Annotated in this window: 18 protein-coding genes, 2 tRNA genes and 1 pseudogene; 11 read left to right on the top strand and 10 right to left on the bottom strand. The window is 66.4% G+C overall.

The genetic code is table 11. The features are described from left to right. Positions 1-47 precede the first annotated feature (47 nt). Both A5787_RS14200 and A5787_RS14195 read left to right on the top strand, forming a co-directional pair. Positions 48-440 carry a holo-ACP synthase gene (locus A5787_RS14200; RefSeq protein ID WP_066967767.1) on the top strand — a complete coding sequence of 131 codons (393 nt, stop codon included), beginning with the start codon at positions 48-50 and terminating at the stop codon, positions 438-440. A gap of 99 nt (positions 441-539) precedes the next feature. Next, a pseudogene (locus tag A5787_RS14195) lies at positions 540-1,902 on the top strand (dipeptidase). On the opposite strand, the gene A5787_RS14190 reads toward A5787_RS14195, so the two are convergent. After that, a complete protein-coding gene (locus A5787_RS14190; protein ID WP_066967764.1) occupies positions 1,897-2,688 on the bottom strand; it encodes a DUF4239 domain-containing protein in 792 nt (263 codons plus the stop codon). The pseudogene A5787_RS14195 and the gene A5787_RS14190 overlap by 6 nt on opposite strands. 142 nt (positions 2,689-2,830) lie before the next feature. Then, positions 2,831-3,316 carry a thioredoxin-dependent thiol peroxidase gene (bcp, locus tag A5787_RS14185; protein ID WP_066967761.1) on the bottom strand — a complete coding sequence of 162 codons (486 nt, stop codon included), beginning with the start codon at positions 3,314-3,316 and terminating at the stop codon, positions 2,831-2,833. Positions 3,317-3,410: 94 nt separating this feature from the next. Here bcp and A5787_RS14180 point away from each other — a divergent pair, with 94 nt between their 5' ends. Then, positions 3,411-3,638 (top strand): DUF3618 domain-containing protein, encoded by a 228-nt coding sequence (locus tag A5787_RS14180; RefSeq protein ID WP_066967758.1) that lies wholly within the window; start codon positions 3,411-3,413, stop codon positions 3,636-3,638. On the opposite strand, the gene A5787_RS14175 is transcribed toward A5787_RS14180, so the two are convergent. After that, complete coding sequence (locus A5787_RS14175; protein ID WP_066967755.1) at positions 3,625-5,382, bottom strand: DUF3556 domain-containing protein; 1,758 nt, start codon at positions 5,380-5,382, stop codon at positions 3,625-3,627. The two genes, A5787_RS14180 and A5787_RS14175, sit on opposite strands and share 14 nt — an antisense overlap. A 943-nt stretch (positions 5,383-6,325) precedes the next feature. Here A5787_RS14175 and A5787_RS14170 point away from each other — a divergent pair. Beyond that, positions 6,326-6,748 carry an MmpS family transport accessory protein gene (locus tag A5787_RS14170; protein ID WP_197507132.1) on the top strand — a complete coding sequence of 141 codons (423 nt, stop codon included), beginning with the start codon at positions 6,326-6,328 and terminating at the stop codon, positions 6,746-6,748. After that, positions 6,745-9,678: an RND family transporter gene (locus tag A5787_RS14165; RefSeq protein ID WP_066967752.1), complete on the top strand. Its 2,934-nt coding sequence runs from the start codon at positions 6,745-6,747 to the stop codon at positions 9,676-9,678. Before A5787_RS14170 ends, A5787_RS14165 begins: the two co-directional genes overlap by 4 nt. A 74-nt stretch (positions 9,679-9,752) precedes the next feature. Here the strand turns inward: A5787_RS14165 and A5787_RS14160 are convergent. Then, positions 9,753-9,825, bottom strand: a tRNA-Lys gene (locus A5787_RS14160). Positions 9,826-9,937: 112 nt separating this feature from the next. Then, the gene (locus A5787_RS14155) at positions 9,938-11,185 is read right to left on the bottom strand and encodes a GNAT family N-acetyltransferase (RefSeq protein WP_066967749.1); all 1,248 of its coding nucleotides are present in this window, start codon (positions 11,183-11,185) and stop codon (positions 9,938-9,940) included. A 203-nt stretch (positions 11,186-11,388) separates the two neighbouring features. On the opposite strand from A5787_RS14155, the gene A5787_RS14150 reads away from it, so the two are divergent. From A5787_RS14150 to A5787_RS14140, 3 genes are all read left to right on the top strand, one after another. Continuing rightward, positions 11,389-12,291, top strand: a complete 903-nt coding sequence (locus tag A5787_RS14150) for a DMT family transporter (RefSeq protein WP_066967746.1) — start codon at positions 11,389-11,391, stop codon at positions 12,289-12,291. Positions 12,292-12,411: 120 nt separating this feature from the next. Beyond that, complete coding sequence (locus A5787_RS14145) at positions 12,412-13,611, top strand: Ig-like domain-containing protein (RefSeq protein ID WP_082977213.1); 1,200 nt, start codon at positions 12,412-12,414, stop codon at positions 13,609-13,611. A gap of 62 nt (positions 13,612-13,673) precedes the next feature. Then, positions 13,674-14,000, top strand: a complete 327-nt coding sequence (locus A5787_RS14140; RefSeq protein ID WP_066967741.1) for a hypothetical protein — start codon at positions 13,674-13,676, stop codon at positions 13,998-14,000. Here the strand turns inward: A5787_RS14140 and A5787_RS14135 are convergent. Together A5787_RS14135 and orn are read right to left on the bottom strand one after the other, a co-directional pair. Then, positions 13,989-14,064 (bottom strand) — tRNA-His (locus tag A5787_RS14135). The genes A5787_RS14140 and A5787_RS14135 overlap by 12 nt on opposite strands. Positions 14,065-14,117: 53 nt before the next feature. Further along, positions 14,118-14,765, bottom strand: a complete 648-nt coding sequence (gene orn / locus A5787_RS14130; protein ID WP_066967738.1) for an oligoribonuclease — start codon at positions 14,763-14,765, stop codon at positions 14,118-14,120. Positions 14,766-14,866: 101 nt separating this feature from the next. Between orn and A5787_RS14125 the strand changes: the two genes are divergently transcribed. Further along, complete coding sequence (locus A5787_RS14125; RefSeq protein ID WP_066967735.1) at positions 14,867-16,420, top strand: helicase HerA-like domain-containing protein; 1,554 nt, start codon at positions 14,867-14,869, stop codon at positions 16,418-16,420. Between the two features lie 3 nt (positions 16,421-16,423). Here the strand turns inward: A5787_RS14125 and cmrA are convergent, their stop codons facing one another. Beyond that, positions 16,424-17,230, bottom strand: coding sequence for a mycolate reductase (gene cmrA / locus A5787_RS14120; RefSeq protein WP_066967732.1), 807 nt, complete (start codon positions 17,228-17,230; stop codon positions 16,424-16,426). Positions 17,231-17,273: 43 nt separating this feature from the next. Between cmrA and A5787_RS14115 the strand changes: the two genes are divergently transcribed. Further along, the gene (locus tag A5787_RS14115; protein WP_066967729.1) at positions 17,274-18,590 is read left to right on the top strand and encodes an MFS transporter; all 1,317 of its coding nucleotides are present in this window, start codon (positions 17,274-17,276) and stop codon (positions 18,588-18,590) included. Positions 18,591-18,685: 95 nt separating this feature from the next. Here the strand turns inward: A5787_RS14115 and A5787_RS14110 are convergent, their stop codons facing one another. Then, the gene (locus A5787_RS14110) at positions 18,686-19,480 is read right to left on the bottom strand and encodes an MmpS family transport accessory protein (RefSeq protein ID WP_066967726.1); all 795 of its coding nucleotides are present in this window, start codon (positions 19,478-19,480) and stop codon (positions 18,686-18,688) included. Between the two features lie 69 nt (positions 19,481-19,549). Further along, positions 19,550-20,191 carry a TetR/AcrR family transcriptional regulator gene (locus A5787_RS14105; RefSeq protein ID WP_066967723.1) on the bottom strand — a complete coding sequence of 214 codons (642 nt, stop codon included), beginning with the start codon at positions 20,189-20,191 and terminating at the stop codon, positions 19,550-19,552. Positions 20,192-20,261: 70 nt separating this feature from the next. Between A5787_RS14105 and A5787_RS14100 the strand changes: the two genes are divergently transcribed. Further along, positions 20,262-21,902, top strand: coding sequence for an AMP-binding protein (locus tag A5787_RS14100; protein ID WP_082977216.1), 1,641 nt, complete (start codon positions 20,262-20,264; stop codon positions 21,900-21,902). The last annotated feature ends 6 nt before the right edge of the window (positions 21,903-21,908 follow it).

Here is a 21,908-nt window from a genome sequence, read left to right as displayed (position 1 = left end):
CGGACCGCATCGTCGCCGGGCGCGGTCATCCGATAACCTGGCCAGCCATGGGCATTGTCGGAGTGGGGATCGATCTCGTCTCCATTCCTGATTTCGCCGAGCAGGTCGACCAGCCGGGAACCGTCTTCGCCGAGACGTTCACGCCGGGTGAGCGCCGCGACGCCTCCGACAAGAGCTCGTCGGCCTCACGTCACCTGGCCGCCCGATGGGCCGCGAAGGAGGCGGTGATCAAGGCGTGGTCGGGTTCGCGGTTCGCCCAACGGCCCATGCTGCCGGAGGACATCCACCGCGACATCGAGGTGGTCACCGACATGTGGGGCCGGCCGCGCGTGCGGTTGACCGGCGACATCGCCAAGCACCTGGCCGACGTGACGATCCATGTCTCGCTGACGCACGAGGGGGATACCGCGGCCGCGGTGGCGATTCTGGAGACGCCTTGAGCGCGAGCGCGCGTGTTTGTACGCGACACGCCGGCGATTGACGGCATTGTGCGGACGCTCGCGAGCATCGGGTCGTCGCCCGCGGCTAGCCTCGAGATCATGAGGGATCTGGAACAGCGCGTCCGCGACGTGTTGCCGTCGGTGCGCCGCGATCTCGAGGACCTGGTGCGGATCGAATCGGTGTGGGCCGACCCCGCCCGCCGCGACGAGGTGCACCGCAGCGCGCGGGCGGTGGCAGACCTGTTCTCGCAGGCGGGCTTTGGCGATGTGCGCCTCGTCAGTGAGGGCAGCGGGGCCCCGGCGGTCATCGCGCGACATCCGGCGCCGCCCGGCGCGCCGACTGTGCTGCTGTACGCCCATCACGACGTGCAGCCCGAGGGCGATGCCAGCCAGTGGGCGTCGCCACCCTTCGAACCCACCGAACGCGACGGGCGGCTCTATGGCCGTGGCAGCGCCGACGACAAGGCCGGCATCGCAACGCATTTGGCGGCTTTTAGGGCGCATGGCGGCCGGCCGCCGGTGGGCGTCACAGTGTTCGTGGAGGGCGAGGAGGAATCGGGCTCGCCGTCGCTGGGCCGGTTGCTCGAAGCCCACCGCGACGCGCTGGCCGCTGACGTCATCGTCATCGCCGACTCGGACAACTGGAGCACCGACGTTCCGGCGCTGACGGTTTCACTGCGCGGCCTGGTCGATTGCGTCGTCGAGGTCGCCACGCTCGACCACGGCCTGCACTCCGGTATCTGGGGCGGCGCGGTGCCCGACGCGCTGAGCGTGCTGGTGCGGCTGCTGGCCAGCCTGCACGACGACGACGGCAACGTGGCCGTCGCCGGCCTGCACGAAAGTACCGCGGCCGCGGTGGATTACCCGCCCGACCGGGTGCGCACCGACTCTGGCCTGCTGGACGGCGTGTCCGAGATCGGCTCGGGCTCGGTGCCGCAGCGGCTATGGGCCAAACCCGCGATCACCGTGATCGGCATCGACACCACGCCCATCGAGAAAGCGTCGAACACACTGATCCCGCGGGCCAGCGCCAAGATCAGCATGCGGGTCGCGCCGGGCGGCGACGCCGACGCACACCTGGACGCGTTGACGTCGCATCTGCGAGAGCATGCGCCGTGGGGCGCGCAGATCAATGTCACCCGCGGCGACATCGGCGAGCCCTACGCCATCGATGCCAGCGGCCCGGTGTACGACGCCGCGCGGGCGGCGTTCCGGCAGGCGTGGGGCGCCGCGCCGATCGACATGGGCATGGGCGGCTCGATCCCGTTCATCGCCGAGTTCGCCGCCGCCTTCCCGCAGGCGAAGATCCTCGTCACCGGCGTCGAAGACCCCGCGACCCAGGCGCACAGCATCAACGAGAGCCTGCACCTCGGCGTGCTGGAGCGCGCGGCGATCGCCGAAGCACTGCTGCTGGCCGGCCTCGGCTAGAGGGACAGGTCGCGCCGAAGTTTCGCGTTTATGAAACCGGTTGGGACAGTACCGCGACCACTTCTTGCAATGGGTCCGAGCTCGTTGACACCGCGCCGACATAGGGGTGCGACAGTTCAACGACGAGGAACAGGTTGGTGGCGACGATGACGGCGACGATGGCCACCATTGGATAGTGCAGGACGGGTTTTTCGACCCCGTAGATGATCACAGTGCCGAGGACCATACTGCTCGTCAGGAGGATGACCGCCCAGAACGGCCAAGGCAGTCCGGCGTCTTCGCGGGCAGTGAGTAGTCGCACGGTGCGCGCCTGGCTGATCTTGTCGAGGTTGGAAAACGACGTCGCGAGCCGAGTCTTCTGGTTGTCCGTCCTCGCGGCCACGCCCTCGTAAGCCTGATATACGCGGGCCAGGGCGGTGTCGACATCTGGTGATCGACTCTGCCCGGCCTGGGGCCATTCGGCGATGGCGGCGTGCTCATACGTGAGCAGGCTCTGCCGGATGCGGTCCCTATCTGGCGCATCGAAAACGACTGCGTCTCTGGCCATCTGCGCCGCCGCTGCACCCTCGGCACGTGCGTTCCCGTCCGCGGCGTTGTTTTGACCCCACATGGAGGAGACGACGAATCCGATGAAGAAGGCATAGACGAACCCGATGAAGCCGTAGGTGAACTTGGTGACGTCGTTGTGCGCGTCACCTTTAAGGACCGGGAACCGCCGACGCACGTACTTCTGAAGCAGCGCCGCTCCGCCCGCAATGAGCACGATCAGGCCCGTGAGCAGCACCCACGACGGGATGTAGTTCACAATCCACCAACTCATCAGTGGCGCTCCCCAACGGTTCGACGGCAAAGCGGATGCGCCGTTCGACTGTAGAGTCGGCTGTGCTCCATTGGAGCCTGAATCGACGAAGTCCGGCGGTGACGACGGCGGGCCTGACCCCTGAGACGAGTGACGGCTTCACTCAGTGGGTTGCCACCTGCTCGAGAATCTGCTTGATCTTTGTTGTCGTGTGTGCGGCCTTGACGTTGTACTGCGCGACGGCGATCTTGCCCTTCTCGTCGACCAGGAACGTCGAGCGGATCACGCCGGTGACGGTTTTGCCGTACATCTGCTTCTCGCCGTAGGCGCCCCAGGCGGTCAGCACCTTGCGGTCGGGATCGGACAGCAGCGGGAACGTCAGCTTCTCGGCGTCCCGGAACTTGGCCAGCTTTTCCGGCTTGTCGGGGGAGATGCCCACCACGTCGACGCCGGCGTCGTTGAGGTCGCGGAGGTTGTCGCGAAAGTCGCAGGCCTGCTTGGTGCATCCGGGGGTGGAGGCGGCCGGGTAGAAGTACACGATGACGCGGCGCCCCTTGTAGTCGGCCAGCGACACCTTGCTGCCGTCGGCGTCGGGCAGGCTGAAGGAGGGCGCTTTGTCGCCCGGGGCGAGCCGCGTGGTCTCGGTCAACGTGGGTCCTTTCTGTTCACCGCAGCGTTGGGGTTATCGCCGGCTGATCTAGGGTAGTGCCTCAGGTGCATAGGCGGACTGGGAGGACAGACACGTGGCGGACCGGGACCCCGAGGCCATCAAGCGGGACATCGACGTCGCACGCGACCAGCTGGCGGCCACCGTCGATTCGCTCGCCGTGCGCGCCAACCCTCGCCGCCTCGCCGATGACCTGAGGGCGCGGGCGGTCGAATTCGTCAAGAAGCCCGTGGTGATCGCCTCGCTGGTCGGGATCTCGTCGGTCGTGGTGATCGTGGTGGTGCGCAGGGTCAGGGACCGCTGACCTCGGGGGCCCTGTCGCCCGCCGCGCTCGCGACGTGCACGGGAAGGTCGTCGGCCCAGGGCTGGGTGGTGACCATGTCGTCGACGTCGATGTAGCCGCGCTCGAACTCGCCGGTCGCCGCGTCGACGAGCCGGTACTCCTGGCGCTGTCGGTGGATGGGCTGCGCGTCGAGGATCACCACCCGCACCTCGCCCGGTTCGAACCCGCACCGCTGCTGTAGCGCCTCGACGAGGCACTCGTTGTGCATGTGCCCGTCGCCGAAGTTCCACCCCAGCACCATCGAGCAGAGGACCTCGCCCTCGCAGACGTTGTAGCCGTCCTCGTCGTAGCCGGCCAGCGCACGATGCACGAGGGTGAACAGCGCGCGCCCGTGGGTGTTCATCCCGCGGAACGCCATCGCGAGGTGGAGCGGGACCAGGGTTTCTTCTTTCGACCCGTAGAGGCGCTCGAGTTGCAGGTGCTGCATCGGCCCGAGCGCGCGGGATCCGGTGCGGAATTTGTCGTCGACCGAGGGCTTGACGCACCACAGCGTGGTGTCCCAGTTGCCGGCGTAGTAGCGCATGCCCGGCAGGAAGGAAACCTTGCGCGGACTCAGGTTTCCGACGACGACGGTGCCGGCGAGCACCGCGAACAGAATGGCCACGGGCAGTGGGTTGGTGACGCTCGACAGCCCCAGCTGCACGTGGGCAACGAAAAGCGACAGCACCCCGAAGATCATGAACACGTTCCACTCCAGCGGCACGCCCATCGGGAAGGCCAGCAGGATGTTCAGGTGAAACACGATCATCACGAACGCGGCGATGGCCGTCGGCCAGCCGCCGTGGCAGAAGAACAGCACCAGCGGCACCAGCCCCTCCACCGCGGTCGAGAAGTGGGCGATGACGCCCGCCAATCCGCTGGGCCGCAAGTCATCCGGATAGTGCTTGAACAGCGAGCGCTTGAGAATTCCGCTGGGGATGAACGGGTTGTTCGCCAGCATCGTGGAGATGACGAACGGAAAGTGCCGGGTGAGCTTGGAGGTCGCGGCGCCCAGCCAGATCACGATGAAGACCACCTTGGCCCCGACGATGATGTCCGCTCCGGAGAACAGGAACACCAGCGCCAGCGGCCCGTAGACCTCGCCGCGGGCGGCCAGGAAGATCACCTTGTCGCGCAGGCTGAGCATGGCCAGAACCGCCAGAATGGCGATGGTCTGCCACCGTGGCAGCACGCCGATTGTGGTGTCCAGCGCGGGAATTGGGCCGGTGCCATTCGAGACGAGCGCGATCACGAGCAGCACCAGCAGGGCGCCGTAGAGCAACGCGTCGAACGGGGTCCGGTCGTGGCCCTTGGTCAGCGGGACCCTGTCGGGCCAGGGCGGTAACCGGATGGTGCCGGGCCGCAGCCAGTACAGGATCGAGCCCATCAGCGGGAAGTAGCGCCCGGCCAGCGGCCCGAAACAGCAACCGAGGCCGACGACTTCGAACAGCATGGTGAACAGCACTGCCTTCTGAAACACGATCGGCTCGGACCACCACGCGCTGACGTTCGTGAAGCCGCCAATGCCCGTCGTGGACCATGCGAAAAGCCAGCCGCCGACGACGTACAGCGCGATCTTGACGCCGTACATCAGGTGCATCACCAGTGGGGTGCCGAACCCGTTCTCGGCGATGTGGCGCGCCATCGGCACGATCCGCTCGGCGCGCGGCCGTTTGCCCCACTCGACGACGTCGACGACGGGCAGGTTGGGACGGATGAACCCCATGTGCAGCTCCTTCGACGCAGAAGAAACTACCTGCAGGGGCCGCTATTGCGGGGGCATATGAGGTTGGTGCGCCCTCAGGGTTTCGAATCCCGGCGCGCTGGTTAAGAAGTACGGTTCACATGGCCATTTCGTCGCAGAAAGTGGCGGGCCAGTCGATCTGGTGGAAGCGCGGATTATCCTGCGGGTTTTGGCGGCTTAGCGATGAGCCTTTTCTTTCACGTGGCTCGAGCAGCAATGTGCCAAATCGCAATGGAAACGGTCACTGCATTCATGCGAACAATAAATTGATGCGGCCGGGAGCCAGTCCGGGTCGGACAGGTCACGCTGTCTGTCGGTGGGATCGAACGTGTGGCCGCAATGTACGCAAGTCTTGGCCTTGGTCTTGGTAGCCATGTGGTCAGCGTACGCGCCATGGCCCCGAATCCTCGCTGGTTTCAGAACGGTGGCGAACAGTCGGTGTCTCGCGAAAGGTTCACGCCAGCGAATCAATTATTTGACAAAACTAATTCAGCTTCTTCGTTCCTCGCTGTCGCCGTCGGTCGACACGATCGCACGGCCCATCTCAATGCGACCGGCGGCCATGAGGCCAACGGACAGAAAATCAGCGCCTCGGCAGCCAAACCGCTTGTAGTGCATAACGCTTCATGCCCCTTCTCAAACAGCCGCCTTCGAGGGATTTTCGCCTGACAACACTGTCGTACGTCTCCTCTGTTAAGGGTCGTCCAGTGCTGTCCGAGCGCACGCAACCCGCCCTGGCGCAACGTCGCCGCCCAGCAAACGGGGCAGGCGGGTGCGCTTGCCGCTCGGGCGGGCGCGCGGCAGCGAGGCGACGGCGCCCCGCGCAAGGAATGAACTCGGCGGCGATGGCGTTGGCTAGCGGTGGCGCGGGCGAAGAGGTGCCTAAACAATGAGCCCGTCGCGCATCCTGATCGGGGGGACGGTGTTGGCGCTTCTCAAGCGGGCATGGGTTCCGCTGGTGGTCGTCGTGGCACTGATCATCGGCGGAATTGCGGTGGGCCGACTCAACGGCGTCTTCCCAGGACCTGGGCTGCCCAAGCCCGATCCTCGGGATGCGACGCCCCCGTACGCAGCCAAGACCGCGGTCTACGAAATCCTGGGACCGCCCGGGACGACGGGCGTCGTCAACTGGATGGATGCGGAGTCACTACCGCAAAAGGCCAGCTTCACCACGTTGCCGTGGTCGACGACGATCGTCGCCGAGATGCCGGGGATCTTCGCCTACGTCGTCGCCCAAGGTGACAGCCCGTCTATCGGCTGCCGGATCACCGTCGACGGCAAATTGGTCGATCAACAACAGGTCGACACGCGTGACGCCCAGGTTTCCTGCTTGGACAAATCCGCGTGACCGACGACACCAGCGATACGGACGAAATCCCGGTCGCGCAGCGCACCGAAGTCGAGCGCAAGCCCCGGCTGGCCCGCACCATCCGCGTCCTGGCGCTACCGATCGTCGTGTTCTGGCTGCTGATCGCGGTCGGCGTCAACGTCTTCGTCCCGCAGTTGGAGAAGGTTGCCGAGGAGGTCTCGGTGCCGCTGTCGCCATCCGACGCGCCTTCCGTGACCGGGATGAAGCACATCGGGGAGAAGTTCAAGGAGTACGACTCCGACAACCTCGTCCTGGTGACCCTGGTCGGTGACAAACCGCTCGGCCAAGACGCGCACCGGTATTACGACGATCTGGTCACAAAGCTCAAGCAGGACAAGCACGTTGAGCACGCGCTGAATTTCTGGGGGCAACGATTCACGGCGTCGGGTGTCGAAAGCTACGATCACAAAGCCGCCTACGTCCAGGTCAACCTGCGCGGTGACCAGGGCGGGGCCGACGGCGGCAAGTCCGTCGCCGCGGTTCGCAAGATCGTCGCGGATTCGACGCCGCCACCGGGAGTGAAGGCCTACGTTGCCGGTCAGGGAGCCCTGACCAGCGACGTGATCGTTGTCGGCGACGCGAGCCTGGCCAAGATGACGATCATCACCATCATCATCATCGCGATCATGCTGATGTTCGTCTATCGATCTATCGGCACGGTGCTGCTGACGATGGTCATCCTGTTCGTCGGGCTGGCCACCGGCCGCGGCGTGGTGGCGCTGCTGGGCGACACCGGCATCATGGGGCTGTCGACATTCGCCGTCAACTTGCTCACGGCACTGGCCATCGCGGCAGGCACCGACTACGCGATATTCATGGTCGGCCGCTACCAGGAGGGCCGCGAGCGGGGGCTGGACCGCGAAGCCGCGTACTACGACACCTTCGCCGGTGTCACTAAGGTGGTGCTCGGTTCGGGTCTGACAATCGTCGGGGCGCTGGCCTGTCTGAAATTCACTCGGCTGCCCTACTTCAGTTCGCTGGCGTTTCCGTGCGCAGTCGGTCTGCTGGTAGTGGTGGCCGCCGGGGTCACGCTGACGCCGGCGCTGATCGTGTTCGCAAGCGGCTTCGGCTTGTTCGATCCGAAGCGCGAGTTCAACTACACACGCTGGCGCCGTCTGGCGACGGCCATCGTGCGGTGGCCGGCGCCCATCCTCGCTATTTCCGTCATCCTCGCGATCGTTGGCGCCATCGGCCTGATGGGCTTCAACCCGCGCTACAACGACCTGTACTACCTGCCGCAGAGCGCTTCGTCAGTAAAGGCCTACAACGCGGCCGATCAACACTTCACCCAGGCCCGTTTGAACCCGGACCTGCTGATGATCGAATCGGACCACGATCTACGTAACCCCAGAGACATGCTCGTCCTGGACAAGGTTGCCAGCGCCATCTTCCACGTGCCCGGCATCGAACGGGTGCAGAGCATCACCAGACCCCTTGGTCCCCCAATTCAAGATGGATCCATTCCGTTCCAGCTCAGTGTGCAAACCGCGCCGATCCGCAGCAATCTGAACTACCTGAAGGACCGAGTCGCCGACATAAAGAAGATCACCGGTTTCCTCGACACACAGATCGCCCTATTGGAGCGCCAGTACGAGGTGACCCAGAAGCTCGCGAACGCCGCGGACGACAGCTCGAAAACCACAGGCGAGACGGCGGCCATCACGGACGAGATCCGGGACCACATCGCGGATTTCGACGACTTCTGGAGACCGATTCGCAGTTACTTCTACTGGGAGAAGCACTGCTACGACATCCCGATCTGCTGGTCGCTACGATCGCTCTTCGATGCGCTGGACGGATTCGATCAGCTGGCTGATAAGTTCCACTCACTCACCAGCGACCTCACCAACACCGCCAAGGCCACGCGCGAATTGTTGGCGATTATCCCCGAGAATATCGCTGTCTCGAAGTCCATCCGGGATACGACGTTGACCATCTACAGCACGTTCGACAGTCTGATCGACCAGTTCGACCGGCTGACCGATACGAATGCCGTAATGGGCAAGTCCTTCAACGACTCTCAGGTGGAGAGCCTCTTCTACCTGCCGCCCGAGATCTTCCAGAACCCAGACTTCCAGCTGGGGTTGAGCTTGATGGTGTCGCCGGACGGCAAGGCGGCTCGCTTCATCATCACCCACACCGTGGATCCGGCGACGACCGAGGGGATCGCGTCCGTCGACCAGGAGCGCAAGGCGGCCAAGGAGGCGCTGAAACTCACCTCGCTGGAGAACGCCGACATCTACCTCGGCGGCACGGCGGCAACGTTTTACGACATCGCCAACGGCGCCAAGTACGACCTCATGATCGCCGCGGTGGCCTCGATCGTGCTCATCTTCATCATCATGGTGCTCGTCACCCGCGCTCTGGTAGCAGCGGGTGTCATCGTCGGCACCATTGTGATGTCGCTGGGAGCCGCCTTCGGGTTCTCGACACTTATCTGGCAGCACCTTGGTGATTTCCAGTTGCACTGGGTGGCAACCGAATTCGCGCTGATCGTGCTCTTGGCGGTGGGATCCGACTACAACCTGATGCTGGTGTCCCGGATCGAGGAGGAGATCGGGGCCGGCCTGAAAACGGGGCTCATCCGCGGCATGGGTGTGACCGGCCCGGTGGTGACCGCCGCCGGTGTCGTGTTCGCCGTCACCATGGCCACGATGATCACCAGCGATCTTCGGGCGATCGGCCAATTCGGCACGACGATCGGCATCGGCCTCCTGTTCGACACCTTCGTCGTGCGATCGCTCATCACGCCGTCGATCATGACGGTGATGGGACGCTGGTTCTGGTGGCCGAAGCGGGTACGGGTCCGCCCGGCCAGCCAGATGCTTCGGTCCGTCGGGCCGCGCCCGCTGGTTCGTGCCCTGCTGCATCAGCCGCGACACGCGGTCCCGCTGGATCGGCATACGTAGCACGCTGCAGAGGACGCCGCACGCCGATCTACAGATTGGGGCGCGCCGTCGAGCTGCGCCAGTTCAAGTGCGAGTGCGCCGTCAGGGTTTCGAACCCCGGACCCGCTGATTAAGAGTCAGCTGCTCTACCAACTGAGCTAACGGCGCCGTGTACGGCCGAGACCGCGTACGCGACAATAACAGGCGTCCTGCCGCGCAGCGAAATCCCGATGTTTTCCAGGATAGCTGGCGAGCGGAGAGCGATTTCTGTGCGGGGACGTCAAAAAAGGGTCCCGCAGTAGGGCGCCCGCTCGGTCGTGAACGCGGCATCCAGGTCGCGTAGCGCGCCCGGGCGCAGCTCGGTGATGCGGTCGGCTCGCAACAGTTGGGACGCGGGGTGTGCACCCATATAGAGCGTTGCCAATTCGGCCAGGCCGATTTCGACGTCCGCGGGACCTTGGTGAGGCTCGTGCGGCGTGCATTTGCCGGTACCGTCGCGGGTCTGAAGCAGAAACCGTCCGCCGGCGAGGTTGAGCGGGTCTGTGACGTCGAGCACTACGTCGGTGTCGGCCGCGTACACCCGCGCACCAAGCACTTCGGGCACGTCGTTGATCCGTACCCACAGAAAATCGCTCATCCCGGTGGTGTGCGCCGTCCGTTGGTCACGCAGCTTGAGCGGCAGCGGATCGTCGACTGGGACGTCGATCTCGATGTTGTCGAACATCTCCAAAGCCAGGAGGGTCTGCAGCAGCTCGGTGTGAGCCTCGTCCGTGATGGCGAAGAAGTCCTCGACGATCACAGAGCCGAACGGCGGTCGGAACGCGTGCTTGCCCGCACCGATGACTCGATACGCCAGGAAGCCGTCCGGATGGATCGTGAAGTTCAGCGCGGATCCGCTGCCGCGCTGCGTGGGCCTGTCCTCCAAAAAGTCGGCCCACCAAGCGTCGTCGCGTTCCACCGCGCCATTGGTTACCGCGCACCATCGTTGGTAGATCTCGGGCAAGAGGCGCCTTGCCTCGTCGGCGTTGACTTCCCGCGCGCGGTTGCCGCTCGGCGCGTCACGCAGCTTCGCGAAGCGGCGGTCGATGGAGTAGCAGTGCGCATAGCTCGCCACGCCGGCGCCGAATCCGTCGTACATCGCGGTCTGGGTCGGGACGCCACAGACGATCGGATAGCCCCGCTCCAAAAGCTTGCCCAGCCCCTGGGCGCTGAGCTGCGCCCATATTCCGGTTCCCTGATGCGTTGATGCGACCGCGATCATCGTCAGCCACGCGGCTCGCAGGCTGCCGCCCCCGGGCACGGTGAGTCGCGCGCGGTAGATGATGGACGTGCCCACCAGGGCCGGATGCTGCGGGTCGGAAACGTCCTCGGCGACCAGGATGTCCTCGAGTTCGACCCGGCGTTTCCAGGCTTCCACGGCGCGCGGGTCCACCGGATCCCCGAACGTGCGGGCCTGATTCTCGTAGACCGCCTGCCAGTCATTTTCGGTTGGATGTCTGATCGTGATGGCGTCGTCCGTCGTGTTCATCGTTCATCCAATCCACCTACTGAGGTGCCGTTTCGGTTTCGATACCCGGGTGTCGGATTGCCAAACTTCGGCGACCTGGGGCGTTCAAGCCGCCGCTTTCGGGTATAGGGATACGCGATGCTGCGAGGAATCACACGGCTTGCCCGCGCCGCGGTGTGTCGCTACGTCCCGGTCGCCGTATTGCCCCTGGTAGGGGCCCCGTGATGGCCGGCATATACGTCGCCGCCCCGCTGGCCTTGGCTTCCGCGCTGTGCATCGCCACCGGTGACGTGCTGCAGCAACGGGCGGCCCACTGCATCACCGACGGATCCGTCGGCAACGTCGAATTGCTCGCCAAACTGGTGCGCAACCGGCAGTGGTGGTGGGGCGCGCTGCTTCTGGTGGCGAGCGTCGCGTTGCAGGCGGCCGCGCTGGGGCGGGGTTCGGTGCTGCTGGTGCAGGCGCTGCTGATGCTGTCGCTGCTGTTCGCGCTGCCCGTCAATGCCAGGGTGTGGCACCGCACGGTGACTGCTGGGGAGTGGATCTGGGCCGGGCTGCTGACGGCGGCGGTCATCCTGATCGTCGTCGTCGGCAACCCGCAGGCCGGTCGGTCCGGCGCATCGCTGGACACCTGGGTGGCCGTGGCCGTCGTGCTGGCGCCGCTGTTGGTGGCGTGCTCGGTAGCCGGCCGCACGCGGGGAGGCGCCCTGGCCGCCGCGTTGTTCGCGTTCGTCTCAGGGTCGCTGTGGGGGGTCTTTGCCGTGCTGACCAAGGAGGTCGTCGCGCGGCTCGGCCACGGCGGCTGGGCGGTGGCCCGCACTCCCGAGCTCTACGCGTGCATTCTGGCCGCGGTGGGCGGCGTGGTGTGGAGCCAGGCGGCGTTCCGGGCGGGGCCCCTGACCGCGTCGATGCCGACCCTGCAGATGTCGCAGCCCGTCGTGGCCGCGGTGCTGGGTGTCATCGTGCTCGGCGAGACGCTGAACACCGGTCGCGCCGGTTCTATGGCCCTGGTGACGGCCGGGTTGGTGGCGACGGCGGCCACCGTCAAGCTCGCGCGCGTCGAGGCCGTCGCGACCCGTGCTGGGGTCGAGGCGCGGCGCCGAGACCCGGCGGGCCAACCGGCGTAGCCACCGGACAGCGGGCCCGCAGATGTCGCATTGTGGGCGGCCAAAAACCCATTACAATGCTTCCACTGTTTCTGGTCAGCGGTGACCACAATATGCCGATCGAATTTGGAAGGTCACTTGATGACGCCTTTGCGCAGAGGCCGACCGTGGCTGGTTGCCGCCATGGTCGTGTTTGCTGTCGCCGGTGTTGCCTGCAGCAGCAGCCACACCGCCGCGCCGGCGAAGGTCATCTTCGACAAGGGCACGCCGTTCGCCGACCTGCTGGTTCCCAAGCTGACCTCCTCGGTGAACGACGGCGCCGTCGGCGTCACCGTGGATGCGCCGGTGACGGTGAGCGTCGCCGACGGCGTGCTCGGGTCGGTCACCCTGGTCAACGAGAACGGGCGCTCGATCGGCGGTCAGCTCAGCCCCGACGGCCTGCGCTGGTCGACGACCGAGCAGCTGGGCTATAACCGGCGCTACACGCTCAACGTGAAGGCGCTGGGGCTGGGCGGCGCCGCGACCCGCCAGATGACCTTCCAGACCAGTTCGCCGGCCCACCTCACGATGCCCTACGTCAGCCCCGGTGACGGCGAGGTGGTCGGCATCGGTGAGCCCGTGGCGATCCGCTTCGACGAGAACATCGCAGACCGCGCCGCGGCGCAGAAGGCCATCGTCATCACCACCAATCCGCCCGTCGAGGGCGCGTTCTACTGGCTGAACAATCGCGAGGTGCGTTGGCGCCCAGAGCATTTCTGGAAGTCGGGCACGGCCGTCGACGTGGCGGTCAACACCTACGGTGCCGATCTGGGCGACGGGATGTTCGGCGAGGACAACGTCAAGGCGCACTTCACCATTGGCGACGAGGTCATCTCCACCGCTGACGACACCACCAAGATGGTGACGGTCCGGGTCAACGGAGAAGTCGTCAAGACCATGCCGACGTCGATGGGCAAGGACAGCGCCCCGACGGCAAACGGTTTCTACATCGTGGGTGGGCGGTTCAAGCACATCATCATGGACTCGTCGACCTACGGCGTTCCGGTCAACTCGCCCAACGGGTATCGCACCGATGTCGAATGGGCCACCCAGCTTTCGTATAGCGGTGTGTTCGTGCATTCCGCGCCCTGGTCGGTCGGCGCCCAGGGACACACCAATACCAGCCACGGGTGTCTGAACGTGAGTCCCAGCAACGCGGAGTGGTATTACGACCACAGCAAGAGCGGCGACATCGTTGAGGTCGTGCACACCGTGGGGCCGACGCTGCCGGGCACCGAGGGGCTGGGCGACTGGAACGTCCCCTGGCCGGTGTGGAAGGCCGGCAACGCCAACATCAGCTAGGGACGACGCCCGTTACGTTTCATTCATTTGAGCGCGACCTGAATAGCGTAGGGTGCCCGCCCATGAACACTCCTTCGCCCGGGCCGGGGTGGTGGCTGGCCTCCGACGGCAACTGGTATCCGCAACGGTGGGAAACCCGTTTCGTCCATTACACGAACGAGTCCCTGCCGTCCGTGATCGACGAGGCGAGTCGTCAGTCGAAGGCCTACGGCGAACAGGGCTGGGAGATCGTGGGCTCCTCGGTGCAACGCAGTCAGGTCGCCCGCCGGTTCAAGGAATATGACAGCGGAGGGGACCACTATTTCGAGTGGAGCATTGTCTGCACCCTGAAACGGCCTCTGGCGCCGGGACAGACGGCCCAAGGGTCCGCTGACCAGTGGGGTGGCTGACGGGGCTCGAACCCGCGACATCCAGGATCACAACCTGGTGCTCTACCAGCTGAACTACAGCCACCATTGCCGCGAGCCGGCATCCATGACTGGGCCAACGAGCGGCGACCACCGATACTAGCCGTTGGGTGCCTCGGTGTCCGAATCGATTGTTCGAGTGGCGTTCTGTGGGCCTTCAAGATCGGCGACCACGGTCTCGATTTCGCTGGTGGACGGCCCCGGCGGGGGCACGAACGCGGTCCGCCGGTAGTACTGCAGCTCGCGGATGGATTCGTGGATGTCGGCCAGCGCCCGGTGCGTGAGGCCCTTGGCCGGCTGGCCGTAGTAGATCCGCGGGTACCAGCGCCGGCAGAGTTCCTTGATCGAGCTGACGTCGATCATCCGGTAATGCAGGTAGGAGTCCAGCTTTGGCATGTCGCGGGTGATGAAGGACCGGTCGGTGGCGATCGAGTTGCCCGCCAGCGGGGCGGTCTTGGGCTGCTTCACGTACGTGGTGATGTAGTCCAGGACCATCGCCTCGGCGGTCGCCAGGTCGACGGTGGAGGCCTTGACCTCCTCGATCAGCCCCGAGCGCGAGTGCATTTCGGTGACAACCTCGATCATCGACGACAGCGCGGCGTCGTCGGCGTGGATCACCACGTCTACTCCGTCGCCGAGCACGTTCAGCTCGGCGTCGGTGACCAGGACCGCGATCTCGATCAGCTTGTCCGAGCTCAGATCGAGCCCGGTCATCTCGCAGTCGATCCACACCAATTCGTCGCGCACAGCGCTCAGCGTATGCGGGCGTCCGGCCTGCGCGAGCCCTGCCCCCGCCTGGCCTGGGGAAGTAGTGTGAGCGTTGCGACTGGGGAAGAGGGGCGAGCACGATGACCACCGAATCAGCGGCGACACCCGCACAGCGAATCGCGAACGGCTATGCCGTCGAAGGCCAGGCGCTGGAATTGGGCACGGTCGTCGTCGACGGCGTGGCCGACCCGACCGCACAGATCCGCATCCCGCTGGCGACCATCAACCGGCACGGCCTGGTGGCCGGCGCCACGGGAACCGGCAAGACCAAGACGCTGCAATTGATCGCCGAACAGCTCAGCGCCGCGGGCGTGGCGGTGCTGATGGCCGACGTGAAGGGCGACCTGTCCGGCCTGGCCCGGCCCGGGGAGGCCAACGACAAGACCGCCGCGCGCGCGAAAGACACCGGCGACAGCTGGGAGGCGACGGGGTTCCCCGTGGAGTTCTTGTCGCTGGGCACCGAAGGAGTGGGCGTGCCGGTGCGCGCGACCGTGGCCAGCTTCGGCCCGGTCCTGCTGTCGAAGGTGTTGGGGCTCAACGCCACTCAGGAATCGACACTGGGGTTAATCTTTCATTGGGCCCAACAAGGTAACCATCCGCTGGTCACTTTGAACGATCTGCGCGCCGTCATCAGCCACTTGGCCAGCGACGAGGGTAAGGCCGATCTCAAGGATCTGGGCGGAGTGTCGTCGACGACGGCGGGGGTTATTCTGCGGGCGCTGGTCAACCTGGCCGGCGAGGGCGGGGACACGTTCTTCGGTGAGCCGAAGCTCGATCCCCAAGACCTCTTGCGTGTCAATGACGGTGGGCAGGGGATTATCTCGCTGCTCGAATTCAGCGGTCAGTCAGTGCGTCCCGTCATCTTCTCCACCTTCCTGATGTGGCTGCTCGCCGACCTGTACGCCAGGTTGCCCGAGGTCGGTGACGTCGACAGGCCCAAGCTGGTGTTCTTCTTCGACGAGGCGCACCTGTTGTTCGCCGACGCGTCCAAGGCCTTCCTCGATCAGGTCGAACAGACCGTCAAGCTGATCCGCTCCAAAGGCGTCGGGGTCTTTTTCTGCACCCAGCTACCCACGGATATACCAAATGACGTGCTCTCCCAGCTGGGTGCGCGCGTGCAGCACGCGCTGCGGGCGTTCACGCCCGACGACCAGGCGGCGCTGTCCAAGACCGTCCGCACCTACCCGAAAACCGATGTGTACGACCTGGAGTCGGCGCTGACCTCGCTGGGGATCGGCGAGGCCGTCGTCACCGTGCTGTCCGAGAAGGGCGCACCGACGCCCGTCGCGTGGACCCGCATGCGGGTGCCCCGGTCGCTGATGGCCTCGATCGGCACCGACGCGATCACCGCCGCGGCGAAATCGAGTCCGCTGCAGGCGAAGTACGGTCGAACGGTTGAACAACCGGCGCAGCCCCAGGCCGCACCGCAAGTTCCACAGGCCCAGTCCGACTATCCGCCGGTGCCGGCGGACTCCGTGCCCCCGCCGATGCCGGCGCCGGCCGAGCCGGCGGAACAAAAGGGCCCCGCCGTGTGGGAGGACGTGCTGAACAACCCGACCGTGAAAAGCGGCATCAATACGGCGATACGTGAAGCGGTGAAAGCGGTTTTCGGCACCGGCCGCCGCCGTAAGTAGGGCCTACCCGCCGCCGAGCTTCTTGTAGAAGCTGCCCACGATCGGCGCGACGATGGCGCGCGGGGCGTACCCGCTGGCCACCGACATCGCCTTGGAAGTCAAACCCGGGACGACGCGCATCTTGTTGCGCTCCAACGCATCCAGGGAGATCTGGGCGGTGTGCTCGGTCGAGATCCACAGGAAGTCCGGGACCAGCTTTTCGACCAGGGACCGTTCGGCGTCATCGGGCAGGTCGGTGCGCACCGGGCCCGGCGCCAGCAGCGTGACGTGCACGCCCGAGCCACGCAGCTCACCACGCAGCGACTCGCTGAACGTGTTGGCGAACGCCTTGGTGGCCGCGTAGGTGGCGTTGTAGGGGATCGGCGAATTGCCAGCCGCCGAACCGGAAATCAGGATGCCGCCGGCCTTGCGCTCGACCATGCCCGGTAGTACCGCGAGCGTAAGGTCATGCACTGCAACGGCATTCAGCTGCACCTGGGCCTTTTCGCCCGCCGGGTCGAGGCTCGCGACCGGACCGAACGTCGCGGTACCCGCGTTGGCGCACAGGATCGAGATGGGGCGGGCGGCCAATTCGTCGCACAGTTTCGCCCGTTCGGCGGGATCGGCCAGGTCGGCGGGCCGCACGTCGACGGCCACCCCGTACTTGTCGCTCAGCCGCGCGGCCAGGTCGTTGAGCAGGTCCTCGCGTCGCGCGGTGACGATCAGGCTGTGCCCCCGCGCGGCCAGTTCGGTGGCCAGCGCCGCGCCGATGTTTTGCGAAGCCCCGGTGACAACGGCGCGCGCGTCGGGACTGGGAGCGGGTACCGGCATGCGGCCAATGGTAGACACGCGCCGGACTTATACAGTGCGGGGCATGAGTCAGCGTCCGGCCGCACCTGCGCCATCGCAGGTGGCGGCGTGGGCGCTGTGGGACTGCGGCTCGCTCGGCATGAACGCGATCGTGGCCACCTTCGTCTTCTCGGTCTATCTGACCGGCACCGTCGGCGCGGGCATGTCCGGTGGCACGTCACCCGCGAGTTGGCTGGGTCGCGCGCTCGCCGTCGCGGGGTTGACCATCGCGGTGCTGGCGCCGCTCGTCGGGGTATGGGTGGAAGCCCCACACCGTCGGCGGGTGGCGCTGACGGTGTTGACCGGTCTCGCCGTCGCGTCGACCAGCTCGATGTTCCTGATCCGCGACGACCCCAGCTATCTGTGGGCGGGCTTGGTGCTGCTGTCGGCCACCGCCGCGTGCGGTGATCTTGCCGGTGTTCCCTACAACGCGATGCTGCGTCAGGTCTCGACACCGCAGACGGCGGGTCGCATCTCCGGCCTGGGTGCGGCCTCAGGTTTTACCGGCAGCGTGGTCCTGCTGCTCCTGGTCTATTTCGGTTTCATTTCCGGCAACGGCCCGGTGCGCGGGCTGCTGCACGTGCCCGTCCACGACGGTCTCTATGTCCGGGAGGCGATGTTGCTGACCGCGGCGTGGTTTGCGTTGCTGGCGCTGCCGTTGCTGTTTGTCGCCCACCGGCTGCCGGACGCCGGCGAGTCGTCGGCTCCGGTGAGCATGCTGGGCGGTTATCGCAAGCTGTGGGCAGAGGTGCGCGCGGAATGGCGCCGCAACCGCAACCTGGTCTACTTCCTGGGGGCCAGCGCGCTGTTCCGGGACGGGCTGGCCGCGATCTTCGGCTTCGGCGCCGTGCTCGGCGTCAACGTGTACGGCCTCTCCCAAGGCGATGTGGTGGTGTTCGGCGTGGCCGCGAGCGTGGTGGCCGCGCTGGGCGCGGTCATCGGTGGGTTCGTCGACCACCGGATCGGATCCAAGCCGGTCATCGTGGGGTCACTGACGGCGCTCATCGCCGTGTCGGTCACCTTGATGGTGGTATCCGGCGCGCATGCCTTCTGGGCGTGTGGGCTGCTGTTGGCCGTGTTCGTCGGCCCGTCGCTCGCATCGTCGCGCGCCCTGCTGCTGCAGTTGGCGAAGTACGGCGGGGAAGGGGTGGCCTTCGGTCTCTACACGATGACGGGACGGGCCGTCGCGTTCGTCGCACCATGGCTGTTCTCCGTTTTCGTCGACGTGTTCGGCGCCGTGCGCGCCGGCATCGGCGGGATCTGCATTGTGTTGATCGCCGGACTGCTGGCGATGTTGGTGGTTCGGGTTCCCGCGCGCGTCGAGCTGCCCGCGCAGGCCTAGCCCCGCGCGTCAATTCGCCCAGCGTGCGCTGACTGCGAAATTCGCGCCAATTTCTCGCAGTACGTGCACGTTCGGCGCAGCGGAAGCCGTGATCGTCACGAGCCGCGCGCGTCGCAGATCGTCAGGCCCACGCCGGACCGCTGGCTCAACTGAACCCCGTCGACGGTGACCGAGCACGTCACGTTGTGGCCGAAGTTGACGACCGTGACGTTTGCAGGGTGAAGGGCCGACTTCGACAGGCTGACCTCTTTGGTCCACGGCAGCGTGACGTTGAACTCGGTTTGGACGACGTCGCCGGTTCCGATGTAGACGACGCTGATGGCGCGGCCTTCCCCGGTGACGCTATAGACGACGTCTTGCATCGCGCCCGGGGCGGTCGTCTCGGTGGGCGGGCCCGACGCGGTCGGCGGCGGCAACGGCCGGAAGGTGCGCGACGGCGGCGTCGTCCGCGTCGACGGGGTCGGTGTCGGGGTTTGCTCCTCGCTTGAGCCGGGCATCGCGGGCAGCGGCGGGACCGTGGTCTGGTTCTTGATCGCGTCGTTGGCCAGGATCAGCGCGATCACGAGCGCGACGACCAAAAGCACCGCGGCCCCGGCGCCCAACCACAGCCAGCGCGGTGACCTGCCGCCAGGCGGCGGTGGAGTCAGGCCCTCGGTCGGCGCTTCGCCCGGCGCGGGCACCTCCTGCTGCCAGTAGGGCGGCAGCTGTTTGGTGTCGTTGAGGTTGGACGCCCACTGGGGGCTGTATCCGCCGTAGGTCGGCGCATAGGGTCCCGCCTGATCCGCGTATGCCGGGTCGGCGGGCGGCGGATATGGCAAACCCTGCGGCCCGGCCGGTCCCGATCCCGGTAGAGGGGGACTAAACGGCTCGGGTCGACGTGGATCGTTCATGTCCACCTCATGGGTTGCAGGGTACCTAAGCCGGGCGCCTGAGCGGGGACTCGGCTGAACGGGTGCGACTCAGGGGCACCGATTGCCGGCGGTCAGCGCGGCAACCGTCATCGCCCGCATGACCGCACGTGATCGCGCCGCACCCGCGGGCTTGGCGCGCGCATCGTCGGGGGACTTCATGCTGTGCGGTGTCGAGTTGAGCAGTCCGAAGATCGCGTGGGCCGTCAGCCGGGCGTCGGCTTCGGCCAGCTTGGGGTTGAGCTCGCGCAGCACACCCACCCAGACCTCGACATATTGGCGCTGCGCCTTGCGCACCTGCTTCTCCGCGGACTCGGGCAGGTGCGCCAGATCGCGGTCCTGGATGCGGATCAGGTCGGGTTCGCCCAGCGCGAAGTCGAGGTGGAAGTCGATCAGCTCGTCCAGCGCGGCGGTCGCGTCGGCGTTGCGGGCCCGCGCATTCCGGGCGCCGGCGAGCAGGCGGGTGCTGATGCCGACGAGCAACTCGACCAGCATCGACTCCTTGTTGGGGAAGTGGCGATAGATCGCCGGACCGCTGACGCCCGCGGCGGCGCCGATGTCTTCCAGGCGCACCGCCAGGAATCCGCGCTCGGCGAACAGGCGCTCGGCGGCCGACAGGAGTTGCAGGCGCCGGTCGGATTTCAACCGGCTGCGGCGATTTGGGGCGTCGGGCTCTGGCGCGGACGTGGTCATGACCGCCCCCCGTCTCACCCGTTCGGTTAATCGTCACTAACTTAGCACGGGCCGTTCGTGGTTTAGGTTGATAAGCGGACCAGCCGGAGGCGCCGTGTCAAACCTTTCGTACGAGCGGGGTCCGAGCGAGCCTCGGCTGCTCGAGACGACGATCGGGGCCAACCTGGCGGCCACCGCCGCGAAGCACGCGCAGCGCGACGCGCTCGTCGACGTCGCCGCGGGGCGACGCTGGAATTACGCGGAACTGCTGGCCGCCGTGCGGCGGCTGGCGACGGGGTTGGCGCGAGCCGGGATCGGGGTGGGGGATCGGGTCGGTATCTGGGCGCCCAACCGGTGGGAGTGGGTGCTCGTCCAGTACGCCACCGCGGAGATCGGCGCCATCCTGGTGACCCTCAACCCCGCCTACCGGGCGCGCGAATTGGAATATGCGCTCACGCAGTCCGGTGTCGCGATGGTGATCGCGGCCCGGCAGTTCAAGGACGCGGACTATGCCGCCTTGCTGGACGAGGTGGCGCCGCGCTGCCCCGAGTTGAGCGACGTGGTGCTCCTGGACAGCGATCGCTGGGAGGAGCTGGCCGGCGGCGAGTCCGACCCGGCGGCGCTGGCGGAGATCGCGGCGGCGCTGGATCGCCGCGACCCGGTCAACATCCAATACACCTCGGGCACAACGGGTTACCCGAAGGCGGCGACGCTGAGCCATCGCAACATTCTCAACAACGGCTACCTGGTGGGCGAGCTGCTCGAGTACACCGCGCGCGATCGGATCTGCATCCCGGTGCCGTTCTATCACTGCTTCGGCATGGTGATGGGCAACCTGGCGGCCACCAGTCACGGCGCCTGCATGGTGATCCCGTCGCCGGGCTTCGATCCCGGCGCCGCCCTGCGCGCGGTGCAGGCCGAACGGTGCACCAGCCTCTACGGCGTCCCGACGATGTTCATCGCCGAACTCGCCCTGCCCGGATTCGACGACTACGACCTGGGCAGCCTGCGCACCGGCATCATGGCCGGCTCGCCGTGCCCGGTCGAGGTGATGCGCAAGGTGATCGAACGGATGCACATGCCGGGCGTCTCGATCTGTTACGGGATGACCGAAACAAGCCCGGTGTCCACCCAAACGCGCACCGACGATCCGGTGGAACGGCGCGTCGGCACCGTCGGCCGGGTGGGTCCGCATCTCGAGGTCAAGGTGGTGGACCCGGGCGGCCGGACCGTGCCGCGCGGGCTGGCCGGAGAGTTCTGCACGCGGGGCTATTCGGTGATGGCCGGCTATTGGAACGACCCCGAGCGGACGGCCGAGGTCATCGACGGCGACGGCTGGATGCACACCGGGGATCTGGCCGTCATGGACGAGCGCGGGTACGTCCAGATCACCGGCCGGATCAAGGATCTGATCGTCCGCGGCGGCGAGAACATCTCCCCGCGTGAGATCGAGGAGTTCCTGCACACCCACCCCGACATCGTCGACGCCCACGTGATCGGGGTGCCCGACGCCCGCTACGGCGAGGAAGTCATGGCGGTGATCATGCTGCGCGATGCGTCGCCGCCACTGACCATCGAGGGACTGCGGGAGTTCTGCGCCGGGCGGATCGCGCACTTCAAGATTCCGCGCTACCTGCGGATCGTCGACGAATTCCCGATGACGGTCACCGGCAAGGTCCGTAAAGCCGAGATGCGCGAGCAGGCCGTGGAGTACCTGGGTGACCAGGACTGAGCGCCG

The sequence above is a fragment of the Mycobacterium sp. 852002-50816_SCH5313054-b genome, from assembly GCF_001667185.1.
Lineage (GTDB): Bacteria > Actinomycetota > Actinomycetes > Mycobacteriales > Mycobacteriaceae > Mycobacterium.
Note: the sequence above shows the minus strand (reverse complement) of the source record. Positions and strands in the feature narration are given on the sequence as shown.

Coding starts and splice junctions, on each gene's coding strand:
- cmrA (WP_066967732.1), bottom strand. CDS start 17,230: ATGCCGGTACCCGCTCCCAGTCCCGACGCGCGCGCCGTTGTCACCGGG.
- A5787_RS14175 (WP_066967755.1), bottom strand. CDS start 5,382: ATGGGGTTCATCCGTCCCAACCTGCCCGTCGTCGACGTCGTCGAGTGG.
- A5787_RS14105 (WP_066967723.1), bottom strand. CDS start 20,191: ATGACCACGTCCGCGCCAGAGCCCGACGCCCCAAATCGCCGCAGCCGG.
- A5787_RS14145 (WP_082977213.1), top strand. CDS start 12,412: ATGACGCCTTTGCGCAGAGGCCGACCGTGGCTGGTTGCCGCCATGGTC.
- A5787_RS14110 (WP_066967726.1), bottom strand. CDS start 19,480: ATGAACGATCCACGTCGACCCGAGCCGTTTAGTCCCCCTCTACCGGGA.
- A5787_RS14140 (WP_066967741.1), top strand. CDS start 13,674: ATGAACACTCCTTCGCCCGGGCCGGGGTGGTGGCTGGCCTCCGACGGC.
- A5787_RS14190 (WP_066967764.1), bottom strand. CDS start 2,688: ATGAGTTGGTGGATTGTGAACTACATCCCGTCGTGGGTGCTGCTCACG.
- A5787_RS14115 (WP_066967729.1), top strand. CDS start 17,274: ATGAGTCAGCGTCCGGCCGCACCTGCGCCATCGCAGGTGGCGGCGTGG.
- A5787_RS14150 (WP_066967746.1), top strand. CDS start 11,389: ATGGCCGGCATATACGTCGCCGCCCCGCTGGCCTTGGCTTCCGCGCTG.
- A5787_RS14200 (WP_066967767.1), top strand. CDS start 48: ATGGGCATTGTCGGAGTGGGGATCGATCTCGTCTCCATTCCTGATTTC.
- A5787_RS14155 (WP_066967749.1), bottom strand. CDS start 11,185: ATGAACACGACGGACGACGCCATCACGATCAGACATCCAACCGAAAAT.
- A5787_RS14125 (WP_066967735.1), top strand. CDS start 14,867: ATGACCACCGAATCAGCGGCGACACCCGCACAGCGAATCGCGAACGGC.